General features: G+C 75.0%; 6 protein-coding genes. All 6 read right to left on the reverse strand.

Features of this window, described 5'->3' with window-relative positions; all coding sequences use genetic code 11:
* Positions 1 to 148: 148 nt before the first annotated feature.
* The 6 genes from HB370_RS14600 to HB370_RS14625 all read right to left on the reverse strand — a co-directional run bounded on the left by HB370_RS14600 (position 149) and on the right by HB370_RS14625 (position 11,851).
* Entirely contained in the window at positions 149 to 4,519 is a 4,371-nt protein-coding gene (locus tag HB370_RS14600; RefSeq protein WP_208974397.1) for an Rne/Rng family ribonuclease, read from the reverse strand.
* A 262-nt stretch (positions 4,520 to 4,781) separates the two neighbouring features.
* Positions 4,782 to 5,558 (reverse strand): TIGR03936 family radical SAM-associated protein, encoded by a 777-nt coding sequence (locus HB370_RS14605; RefSeq protein WP_030790455.1) that lies wholly within the window; start codon positions 5,556 to 5,558, stop codon positions 4,782 to 4,784.
* 48 nt (positions 5,559 to 5,606) lie between these two features.
* Positions 5,607 to 6,719, reverse strand: coding sequence for a hypothetical protein (locus HB370_RS14610; protein ID WP_030790452.1), 1,113 nt, complete (start codon positions 6,717 to 6,719; stop codon positions 5,607 to 5,609).
* An 86-nt stretch (positions 6,720 to 6,805) separates the two neighbouring features.
* Positions 6,806 to 8,068, reverse strand: a complete 1,263-nt coding sequence (locus HB370_RS14615) for a vanadium-dependent haloperoxidase (protein WP_037702837.1) — start codon at positions 8,066 to 8,068, stop codon at positions 6,806 to 6,808.
* A 242-nt stretch (positions 8,069 to 8,310) separates the two neighbouring features.
* Positions 8,311 to 10,272, reverse strand: a complete 1,962-nt coding sequence (locus HB370_RS14620) for a TIGR03960 family B12-binding radical SAM protein (RefSeq protein ID WP_030790445.1) — start codon at positions 10,270 to 10,272, stop codon at positions 8,311 to 8,313.
* Between the two features lie 70 nt (positions 10,273 to 10,342).
* A complete protein-coding gene (locus HB370_RS14625) occupies positions 10,343 to 11,851 on the reverse strand; it encodes a CYTH and CHAD domain-containing protein (RefSeq protein WP_030790443.1) in 1,509 nt (502 codons plus the stop codon).
* Between the last annotated feature and the right edge of the window lie 17 nt (positions 11,852 to 11,868).

An 11,868-nucleotide genomic window follows, 5' to 3' on the forward strand; every position in this document is an offset into this window, starting at 1 on the left:
TCTCCTTTGGTTCATGGGTGGACCGTCCGTCGCGGCCGGCTCGGGCGCCGTGCTCGGGTGACGGACGGTCGCGCGCCGGCCGGGGCCGGCGGGAAAAACGGGTGTGGCCCTGTCCGGGGACAGGACCACACCCTGTACGGCGGCGCGATCAGTCGTCGCCGGCCGGGGCCGACGGCACGGACTTCGCCGTCGACTTCGCGGCGGCCGTCTTGGCGGTCTTCGTCGCCTTCTTGGCCGTCGTCTTCTTCGCGGCCGTCTTCTTGGCAGCGGCGGTCTTCTTGGTGGTGGCCTTCTTCGCCGCCGCCTTCTTCGCCGGTGCCTTCTTGGCCGCCGCCTTGCGGGCGGTCTTCTTCGCCGGAGCGGCCGCCTCGGCCTCCTCGGCTCCCTCGGTCACCGGGGCCTCGGCCACGGGGGCCTCCGCCGCCGGAGCCGCCTCGGACGCCGCCGACGGGACGACCACCACGGCCGCCTCCTCGGGCGCGGTCGGCGCGGTGGCCTTGCGCACCGCACGGCGGCGCGGGCGGGCCGGCGCCGGGGCGCTCTCGGCCGCCGGCTGCTCCGTCACCGGCTGCTCGGCCTCCGCCGGCTTTCCGGCCTCGGCCGGGGCCGCCTCGGTGACCTGGGCGGGCTGCTCCGCCGGGGCCGCGGGCGCGGTCTCGGACACGGTCAGCACGGCCGCCTCGGCACCCGCGGGGGAACCGGCCGGGGCCGACGCCTTCCGGGTCGCCCGACGGCGCGTACGGCCCTTGGGCGCGGCCTCCTCGGCGGCCGGTGCCTCGGCCTGCGGCGCCGGGACCACCTGGTCCTCGACGGCCGCCGGCTCGGCCAGCGCCTCGGCGGCGGGCTCCGGCCGCACCGGGCGCGCCGCCGCCTCCTCGGCGGTGACGTCCTGCGCGGTCGGCGCCTCGGGCTCCGTGACGGGCTCGGCCTTCTCCGCCTTGCGGCCGGCCCTCTCCGGCCGCTCGGCCTTCTCCGGCTTCTCCGTCTTCGGCGCGCCGGCCGGAGCCGACGCCCGGCGGCTCGCCCGGCGGCGGGTACGGCCACGGCCGGCCGCCGCCTCCGCCTCGGCGACGCTGCTGTACAGCTCCTCGTCCGGCGCGAAGTCGGGCGCGGGCAGGGAGACCGGCTCGGCGGCCTCGGCGGCCACCTCGGCGGCGGTCTCCACCTCGGGCGTGACGGCCGTACCGGCCTCCACGGCCACGGCGGGGGTCTCGTGCACATGCTCGTGCACGGGCTCCGCCTCGGCGCCCCGGCCGCCGCGCTTCTTGCGCTTGCCGCCGCCACCGTTGGCGGTGGCCTGGTCCAGGTGGACGATGACACCGCGGCCGTTGCAGTGGACGCAGGTCTCGGAGAAGGACTCCAGCAGGCCCTGGCCGACCCGCTTGCGGGTCATCTGCACCAGGCCCAGCGAGGTGACCTCGGCCACCTGGTGCTTCGTACGGTCCCGGCCCAGGCACTCCAGCAGGCGGCGCAGCACCAGGTCGCGGTTGGACTCCAGGACCATGTCGATGAAGTCGATCACGATGATGCCGCCGAGGTCGCGCAGCCGCAGCTGGCGCACGATCTCCTCGGCCGCCTCCAGGTTGTTCCTGGTGACCGTCTCCTCCAGGTTGCCGCCCTGGCCGGTGAACTTGCCGGTGTTGACGTCGATGACGACCATCGCCTCGGTCCGGTCGATCACCAGCGAACCGCCGCTGGGCAGCCAGACCTTGCGGTCCAGCGCCTTGGCGAGCTGCTCGTCGATCCGGTACGTGGCGAAGACGTCGACCTCGCTCGTCCACTTCGACAGCCGGCCGGCCAGGTCCGGGGCGACGTGCGAGACGTAGCCGTGGATGGTCTGCCAGGCGTCGTCGCCGCTGACGATGACCTTGGAGAAGTCCTCGTTGAAGATGTCGCGCACGACCCGGACGGTCATGTCCGGCTCGCCGTACAGCAGCGTCGGGGCGTTGCCGCTCTTGGCCTTCTTCTGGATCTCCTCCCACTGCGCCTGGAGCCGCTCGACGTCACGGCGCAGCTCGTCCTCGCTTGCGCCCTCGGCGGCGGTGCGCACGATGACGCCCGCGTCCTCGGGGACGATCTTCTTGAGGATCGTCTTCAGCCGGGCCCGCTCGGTGTCGGGCAGCTTGCGGCTGATGCCGGTCATCGAGCCCTCGGGCACGTACACCAGGTAGCGGCCCGGGAGGGAGACCTGGCTGGTCAGACGGGCGCCCTTGTGACCGATCGGGTCCTTGGTGACCTGCACCAGGACGGACTGGCCGGACTTCAGGGCGGACTCGATGCGACGCGGACCGCCGGACATGCCGAGCGCCTCGAAGTTGACCTCGCCGGCGTACAGGACGGCGTTGCGGCCCTTGCCGATGTCGATGAAGGCGGCCTCCATCGACGGCAGCACGTTCTGGACCTTGCCCAGGTAGACGTTGCCGACGTACGAGGTCGACTGCTCCTTGTTGACGTAGTGCTCGACGAGCACGCCGTCCTCCAGGACGCCGATCTGCGTACGGTCGCCGTGCTGGCGGACCACCATCACGCGCTCGACGGCCTCGCGGCGGGCCAGGAACTCGGCCTCGGTGATGATCGGGACGCGTCGGCGCCCCTGCTCCCGGCCTTCCCGGCGGCGCTGCTTCTTGGCCTCCAGCCGGGTCGAGCCCTTGATGGACTGCACCTCGTCGGACGGCTCGCTGGGCTTGCGCGGCTCGCGGACCTTGACGACGGTGCGCTCCGGGTCGTCGGCGGACGGCTCGGCGTCGACGGTGGTGTCACCGGCCCGGCGCCGGCGGCGCCGGCGGCGGCGGCTGGCGCTGGACCCGGCGGGCTCGTCGGCGCGGCCCTCCTCGGCGTCCTCTTCCTCCTGCTCGGCGGTGTCCTCGGCGTCCTGCGCGGCCTGCTCGGCGGCCAGTTCCTCGGCGTCGGCGTCCACGCCCTCGCCGGACTCGTCGGCGGCGTCACCGCGCCGGCGACGGCGTCCGCCCCGGCGGCGACGGCGGCGCGAGCCGGACTCCTCGTAGCCCTCGGCGCCGTCGGTCTCGTCGCCCTCCTCGCCCTCGGCGAGGTCCTCGGCGGACTCGGGGGCCTCCTCGGCCTCCTCCGGCTCCTCCTCGGCGGCGGTCTCGACGGGCCGGGTCTCCTCGGCGGCACCGCGGCGGCGCCGGCGCCGGCGGGTACCGGTCTCGGCGCGCTCCTCCACGTACTCCTCGGGTTCCTCCGCCTCGGCGGCCTCGGCCGCGGCCTCGGCGGCGGCCCGCTCCGGGGTCTGGAACCGGGGTTCGGTGAACACCGGGGCCTGGAACACGGCGACGGCGGGACGGGCGGGGCGGCGCCTGCCCTTCGCCTCGGCCGGCTGAGCGGGCTCGGCGGGCTCGGTGCGCTCGGCGGCCTTGGGCGCGGCGGGCTGCGCGGGCTCGGCGAACCCGGACGCGGCTCGTACGACCCGGCGCCGGGCGCGGCGCGGCGCAGCGGCCTCGGCGGCCGGCTCGGTGGTGTGCGTGGTCACGGGGGCCTCCGGCTCCGCGGGGGTGGCCGGAGTCCGCTCCTCGGCCTGGGTGGCGGCGGGGGCCTCGGCGGCCTCCTCGCCGGCGGGCGCGGAGACCCGGCGGGTGGCCCGGCGCCGGGTACGGCGCGGGGCGGCCTCCTCGACGGGGGTCTCGGCGGGCGTCTCCCGCACCGGCTCCGCCTCGGCGGCGGGCGTCTCCTCGGCGGCGGGCGTCTCCTCGGCGGCCTCGGGCGCACCGGCGGGCGCCGACGCACGACGCGTGGCCCGACGACGCGGACGCGCGGGCGCGGCCTCGACGGCCTCCTCGGCGGCCGGCTCCTGCGGGGCGGAAGCGGCGGGCTCGGTCACCTCGGCGGCGGGCGCCTCCTCGGCGGCCTCGGGCGCACCGGCGGGCGCCGACGCACGGCGCGTGGCCCGACGACGCGGACGCGCGGCGGGAGCGGCCTCTACGGACTCCTCGGCAACCGGCTCCTGCGCGGCGGCGGCCGGGGCGACGGTCTCGGCGGCCTCGACGGGCGCCTCGACGGCCGAAGCGGTCTCGGTGGCGGCGGTCGGCGCGGAGACGCTGCGCGTGGCCCGGCGGCGGGTACGGCGCGGCGCGGCTTCCTCGCCGACGACGACCGCGCCGGCCTCGGGGACGGCGGGGGCCGTCTCGGCGGCGGCAGCGGCCGGGACGACGGTCTCGGCGGCCTCGGCGGACACCGGCGAACCGGCGGGCGCCGACACGCGGCGCGTGGCCCGACGGCGCGGACGCACGGCGGGAGCGGCCTCGGCGGGCGTCTCCTGCGCGGCGGCCTCGGTCGCCTCTTCGGCCACCTGCGTTTCTTCGGCGCCGTCCTCGAGCACCTCGGCGACCTCGTCGGTCTCGGCGGCCGGTATGGCCGGCACGGTGACCTCGGCGGGCGCCTCGGCCGCCGCGGCGGGCGGGCCCGCCGGGCGGGAGGCGGCGCGGCGACGCCTGCGCGGCGGCAGGGTGTCGCTGGGGGTGTTCAGTTCGGAACCCTCTTGGGGTTCGTTCGGTCCGAGCATGCGGGCGTATCTCCCGTCAGGCTCCCGGGCGCCGCACCTGGTCCGGCGCCGGTCTCAGGGGACCGTCCGCCGTTGACGTCCGCGGCCCGCGCGATGCGCGATGGCCGCCGTCCGGGGCGCGGGCGCCGCACGGGAGCACTCTGTGTCCTGTCTCGCCGGTTCCGTACGCCTTGTCGGTACGGCCTGGCGAAAGTCTTCTGGTCGGTGCGCTGCCCGACCCAGGTGGCTCCCGAGTACGAGGGCGGCGCTACGACGTCCGTCCCTACGCGGGACCTTCCGGCATGGGCGCCGTCGCGGCGGCGGCCGGTTGGGCCGTCAGGGCCCCGGCAGCCTCGCGGTCGGGCGCGAGCGGGTCGGTCACCGTGCCGGTCTCTTCATCGAACAGCCCCTGCGCCAGCCTGGTCACCGCTGCGGGGACCGGCGGCGCCAGGTCGGCCACGGCGCGGAGACCGGACAGGACGTCGTCGGGTCGTACGGCAGGCGTCACGTGCCGAACAACCAGCCGCAGTATCGCACAGGGCCGGTCGCTCGGCCTATCAGCCGGAGCGTCGTGCGTTTCCAGGCTCACCACCGCCGGGCGGGCGTCGAAGGTGCGGACGCCGTTCTTGGTCATCCGCTGCACCTCCACGGCGTCGGCCTTGGTGAAGGCTTCCACCGCGCGCTCGGCCTCGGCCGGCTCGACGCCGTCCAGCCGCAGCTCCCAGACGGAGGCCGTCAGCCGGTCGGCGAGGCCGGAGGTCCGTGCCTCGACCGCCTCGGTGATGTCGAGCCCGGCGGGCAGCGACTCGTCGAGGAGGACGCGCAGGGTCTCCGGGTCGCGCGGTGCGGTGAGCGCGATCTCCAGGTACTCCGCCTCACTGCCCGTGCCGGTGGGTGCGGCATTGGCATACGAGACCTTGGGGTGCGGCGTGAACCCGGCCGAGTACGCCATGGGCACCTCGGCGCGACGCAGCGCCCGCTCGAAGGCGCGCTGGAAGTCTCGGTGGCTGGTGAACCTCAGGCGGCCGCGCTTGGTGTAGCGCAGGCGAATGCGCTGCACCGCGGGTGCGGGCGGCGGGCCTTCGGGCTGTCGCTTGCCCAGTGTCGTTCAGTCCTTCGTGAGTGCGGTCGTACTCCTACCAAGAGTACGTGTGTCGCGGGCCACGGGTTCCCGCCGGTCCGCCTCGACCGGCTGCCGAGGGGTGCCGAACAGCATCCGGCGGAACTCGGCGCGGGCCTGCCGCAGCGTGTCGCGGGCCGTGGTCACCACCTCCCGGGTAACCCGCCCCAGCGCGCGTACGCCTGCGGCGACGGGCCGCAGGACGGCGGCGCGCACCGCGTGCCCGACCGGCGTGAGGACGGTGCGGTACGCCCAGCGCACCGGCTCCACGAAGACCCACCGGAAGAGGGTGGCGAGAACCCGCCCGACGGCCCGGGAGATCCGCCCCGCGATCCGCCAGGCGTGTCCGAGGGCGTCCCGCACCTCGCGGGCGAGAAGCGCCAGGAACCGGCCGACGGGCGCGAGCACCCAGCGCCACAGCGCGAGCGCGGGCAGGACGAGCAGCACCCGGGCGGTCCAGTACAGGGCCAGGCCGATCCCGGTGACGAGGAGGCCCAGCAGCCGGGCGAGTCCTCGCGCGCACCAGGCGACGGCCCGGCCGACGGGCGCGAGGACCCAGGTGTACAGCCATCGCGCGGGGACGACGACCAGGTACCGCACCAGCCAGGCGAGCACCGTGTACACGCCGAGTCCGAGGGCGGCCAGCACGGCGCCGGCGCCCTTCAGCAGCCAGGCCAGCGCCCGCCCGACGGGGACCAGCACGCGCGCGTACACCCACGCGAGCCCGGCGCCGATCCCGCGCGCGAGCCAGGCGAGGGCGTGTCCGACGGGGGTGAGGACGTACCGGTAGCACCACACGGCCGGTACGACGACGAGGACCCGGCCGAGCCAGGCGAGCGCCCTGCCGACGGGGACCAGGAGATACCGCCACAGGGCCACGAACGGCCGGACGAACAGGGCCCTGCCCGTCCACAGGAGGGCCCGTCCGAGTGGTTTGAGCACGGTGTCCCGCAGAAGCCGCCCGGTGACGACGAGCGCGTCCCACACCATGCGCACCGGCACGACCAGCACCAGGACGACGATCCGCACGGGCAGGCGGACGGCGACGACGAGGCACCCTTCGGGCTGGTGGCGCGGTTCCGGCGGCTTCTGGAGATCCATGTCCGGGAAGACGCGCGGACCGGCCGATCGGATCCGCATCTGTCATGTTCACCGCGACACACCGCCGTGTCGTGCGGCTCCGTGGTTCAGCCGGCGGTGCCGTGCCCGGCGACCGGCCGGAAGTAGCGGTCCAGTGCCCAGGCGGCCAGGCGGGTGCCGGCCCGGCGGCCGTCGACGCCCGCCGTGCGGGAGTGCACGCCGGCCCACACCCGGGCGTCGACGACGTCCCGGTCGAGGTCGTCGGCACTCCGGTAGTACCGGGTGGTGCCGGTGACCTCGGAGGGGACGTCGAGGTCGATGCGCGAGGTGCCGAGGACGCCGGTCAGGGCGCGTGTCACGGCGGCGGCGACGGTCGTGTGGCCGGCGATGTAGTCGGGGTGCGGCGGGGTGGGGAGCAGGGGCTCCCAGTCCGGGTCGGGCGTCGTCGCGGGGTTGCCGTCGGTGCCGGCGAGGCGGATGGCGGTGATCGGCCGCCAGAAGGCGTAGTGGAGCTTGGCGTCCCACGTGGTGACGACGGCGTCGGTCGCCGCCGCGTTCACGGCGGCGAACAGCCGGGCCGTCCGGGCGATGCCGAGCCGGTGGCGGGCGGCGTGGTCCCGTACGGCCGTCTGGACCTGCGCGATCAGGTTGCCGCCGAAGAAGAGGGCGGTCTCGGTCTGCCGCGCGGTCCTGCCCGAACCGGTCCGCGCGCCCATGACCCGCACCTCCCGGACGTCCTCGGCGTAGGCGGCCGAGGAGAGGGCGGGCGGCCCGCCGGGGCGGAACTGCCGCGGCGAGGTGAGCAGCAGGGGGCGGAGCCTGGCGAGCCAGGTGTCGATGAAGGGCTGGAACCCGGGCGGGGTGGGCCGCCAGACGCCCGGTGCCGGGGACGCGGTGTACGGGACGTCCGCGAACCTGCCGTCCCCTTCCCGGAGTTCGACGACGTGGGCGGCCGCGCGCTCGCCGTAGCGCACGCCCTGGTCCCTGGCAGGACCGGCCGGGAGCGCGGCGAGCGAGTCCGCGTAGGCGGTGTCGAGCCGCTCCTGGAAGGCGGGGAAGCAGGTGAGCAGTACGTCGTGGGCCGCGGTGGCGGCGGCCGCCGCGGAGGACGCCCCGGCCGGGCCGTGCTCACGCCACTTGTACAGGGCGTAGCCGCCCTCGATCCCCACCACGGCGTTGTACACGGCGACGGAGACGAACCCCTGCCAGATCGCCGCCTGCCCCGAGGGACGCGGGCCGAGGCTCGTCGTGATCGTGTCGGTGGCGATGGCGTTCCAGTCCCGGACCACGGCCGCCGGGTCGGCGGCGGTCCGGGCGCCGGCGCCGGGCGGAGTCGTCGCGGCGGTGAGCGAGACGAGCGCGACGGCCACGGCGGCGCAGGTGAAGGCCCGGACACGTGAACGCGGCGGAACGGGGAGAGGTGGCTCTCGGTACACGGCGGGCTCCCTGGCGTCGAGTGCCCAAGACCTAACAGCGGCCCACCGGGCGGACAAGACAACGCGCCGCGACCGGGCGGGCACCGGACCCGCTTGTACGCCACCGGACGCCGCTGAGCCCCCTTCCCGGGCGGGAAGGGGGCTCAGGGACCGTAGGGACGCGGGAGCGGGCGGCCTCAGTGCGTGTGACCGCTCGCCGCCGGCGTCGGGCCGGCGTTCTTCACCGTCAGCGGCAGCAGCTTCTTGCCCGTCGGGCCGATCTGGATGTGGGTGTCCATCTGGGGGCAGACACCGCAGTCGAAGCACGGCGTCCAGCGGCAGTCCTCGACCTCGGTCTCGTCCAGCGCGTCCTGCCAGTCCTCCCAGAGCCAGTCCTTGTCCAGACCGGAGTCCAGGTGGTCCCAGGGCAGGACCTCCTCGTAGGTGCGCTCCCGGGTGGTGTACCAGTCGACGTCCACGCCGAAGGGGGCGAGGGCCTTGTCCGCGCACGCCATCCAGCGGTCGTAGGAGAAGTGCTCGCGCCAGCCGTCGAACCGGCCGCCGTCGTCGTACACCGCGCGGATCACCGCGCCGATCCGGCGGTCACCGCGCGAGAGCAGGCCCTCCACGATGCCGGGCTTGCCGTCGTGGTAGCGGAAGCCGATCGAGCGGCCGTACTTCTTGTCGCCGCGGATCTTGTCGCGCAGCTTCGCCAGGCGCGCGTCCGTCTCCTCGGCCGACAGCTGCGGCGCCCACTGGAACGGGGTGTGGGGCTTGGGTACGAAGCCGCCGATGGAGACCGTGCAGCGGATGTCGTTGGAGCCGGAGACCTCGCGGCCCTTCTGGATCACGCGGGTGGCCATGTCGGCGATCTGCAGGACGTCGTCGTCGGTCTCCGTCGGCAGGCCGCACATGAAGTACAGCTTCACCTGGCGCCAGCCGTTGCCGTACGCCGTCGCGACCGTACGGATCAGGTCCTCTTCCGAGACCATCTTGTTGATGACCTTGCGGATGCGCTCGGAGCCGCCCTCGGGGGCGAAGGTCAGACCGGACCGGCGGCCGTTGCGGGTCAGCTCGTTGGCCAGGTCGATGTTGAAGGCGTCCACGCGGGTGGAGGGCAGGGACAGGCCGATCTTGTCGTCCTCGTACCGGTCCGCGAGGCCCTTGGCGACGTCGCCGATCTCGCTGTGGTCGGCCGAGGACAGGGACAGCAGGCCCACCTCCTCGAAACCGGTCGCCTTCAGGCCCTTGTCGACCATCTCGCCGATGCCGGTGATGGAACGCTCACGCACCGGGCGGGTGATCATGCCGGCCTGGCAGAAGCGGCAGCCTCGGGTGCAGCCGCGGAAGATCTCCACGGACATCCGCTCGTGGACCGTCTCCGCCAGCGGCACCAGGGGCTGCTTCGGGTACGGCCACTCGTCCAGGTCCATGACCGTGTGCTTGGACACCCGCCACGGCACGCCGGAGCGGTTGGGCACCACACGGGCGATCCGGCCGTCCGGCAGGTACTCGACGTCGTAGAACGCCGGGACGTACACCCCGCCCGTCCTCGCGAGGCGGAACAGCACCTCCTCGCGGCCGCCGGGGCGGCCCTCGGCCTTCCACTCGCGGATGATCCGGGTCATGTCGAGGACGGCCTGCTCGCCGTCGCCGATCACGGCCGCGTCGATGAAGTCGGCGATCGGCTCCGGGTTGAAGGCCGCGTGACCGCCGGCCAGGACGATCGGGTCGTCCTCGGTGCGGTCCCGGGACTCCAGCGGGATGCCCGCCAGGTCCAGCGCGGTGAGCATGTTGGTGTAGCCCAGCTCCGTGGAGAAGCTGAGGCCGAGCACGTCGAACGCCTTCACCGGGCGGTGGCTGTCCACCGTGAACTGCGGGACGCCGTGCTCACGCATCAGCGCCTCCAGGTCCGGCCAGACGCTGTAGGTGCGCTCGGCGAGGACGCCCTCCTGCTCGTTGAGGACCTCGTAGAGGATCATGACGCCCTGGTTGGGCAGACCCACCTCGTACGCGTCCGGGTACATGAGCGCCCAGCGGACATCGCACTCGTCCCACGGCTTGACCGTGGAGTTGAGCTCTCCGCCGACGTACTGGATCGGCTTCTGCACGTGCGGGAGCAGAGCTTCGAGCTGCGGGAAAACCGACTCGACAGGCATCTCGCGAACCTTCATGAGCTGACAGGGGGGACCATCAAGCCTAACCCGCCCGGCGGGTCCCCCCGCACGCTCAGCCGGGCAGCCCGCCGGCGACCTTCTTCCACCGCCCGGCCAGCTCCTCCTCCAGCCGGGCCGCGTGGGCCTCCTCCCTGCCGTACAGCAGCCCGTAGGTGAACGCGCTCTCCCCCGCCGCGTGGGCCACCGCGGCCAGCTCGCGCAGGGTGCCGCGGGCCATGACGCCGTCCTGGTGGTCGCCGAGCAGGGTGGTCAGGCTCTTCATGGCCTTGGTGAGGGCGCGGGCGGGGCCGCCCAGGGCGTCGGTGGCGGCCTCGGCCGCGTACCGGGTGCGCTTGGCCTTCTTGCGGGCCTCGTGCAGCGCGCGGTCGCGCTCCCGGCCCGGCGGCAGCGCGAGCGCGTGCTCCATCAGGGCCGTGAGCTTGCGCGCGTCCTTGCGTACGGCCTTGGCGAGCGCCTTCCTCGGTTTCCGCCCGGCCGCCGCGCGCAGCGGGGGATCGGCGAGCAGGGCGTCGAGGGCGTCGAGCAGGGCCAGATAGCGGCGGGAGTCCAGGACACCGGTCAGATGGGCGTGGGTGCCGTGGCGGGCCTCGGCCCAGGCGGTGATGCGTTCCTCGACGGGGCCGGTGACCAGGGCGGGCGGGAGCGCGTCGAGGGCGCTGGTCAGCCGGTCGGCCAGCACCTCCTGGTCGCGTGCGGCGCCCAGCTCGCCCGCGAGCCACTTCAGCTCGGCGCCCACGGGGCCGGTGACGGCGCGGTCGAGGACGCCGGTGAAGGTGCGCAGGGTGGCGCGGGCCCGGCGGGTGGCGACCCGCATCCGGTGCACCGAGTCGGGGATGCCGCGGCGCACGGCGGGATCGAGCGCGACCAGCGCGTCCCGCTGGTCGCGCAGATAGGCGAGGACATGGTCGCCGGCGGTCACGGGCGCGGCGGGCCCGGCCGGCTCGCCGGGGCGGTCCGGCGCGGTCTCCGCCAGGGCGCGGGCCAGTTTCGACGCGGCGGCGGACGGCCGCACCCCGGCCGCGCGCAGCCGCTTCTCCAGCCGGTCGAGCAGGGCCGGGTCGCCGCCGTCGGCCAGTTCCACCTCGATCTCGGTCCACCGGGCGGTGCCGCCCGGACCGGTCAGCCGCTCGGCGGTCACGGTGTCGAGGCTCGCCTCGGCCAGCAGGACGCCCCGCGCGTCGACCAGGTGCCGCACGTCCCGCACCGACCGCAGCCGGACCAACGGCACCAGCGCGCGGCCGCGGACCCGGGAGCGGACGAGGGCGGCGATCTCCTCGGGAACGCTGTCACCGAGCGGGGCCCGGATCTCGTCGCGGACCCCGGGGGCGACGGGGAACTTCAGGTGCCAGCCGGCGTCCGAGCCCCCGGTGCGCCGGCGCAGGGTGAGCGAGTCCCCGGCCAGGCGTTCGTCGGCGGTGTCGTAGTAGGTGGCGTCCAGCTCGGCCACGCCCCGGTCGTGGACGGCGGCCACCGGGCCGGCTCCGGTCAGGTCGGGCAGGTCGGCCAGGTCGCCGTCGTCGGCTTCGTACTTGCGCTCGATCTCGCGTTTCGTGTCCGCCATGCACCGAATCTAGTGGC

The sequence above is a fragment of the Streptomyces sp. DSM 40868 genome, assembly GCF_011820545.1.
Taxonomy (GTDB): domain Bacteria; phylum Actinomycetota; class Actinomycetes; order Streptomycetales; family Streptomycetaceae; genus Streptomyces; species Streptomyces eurythermus.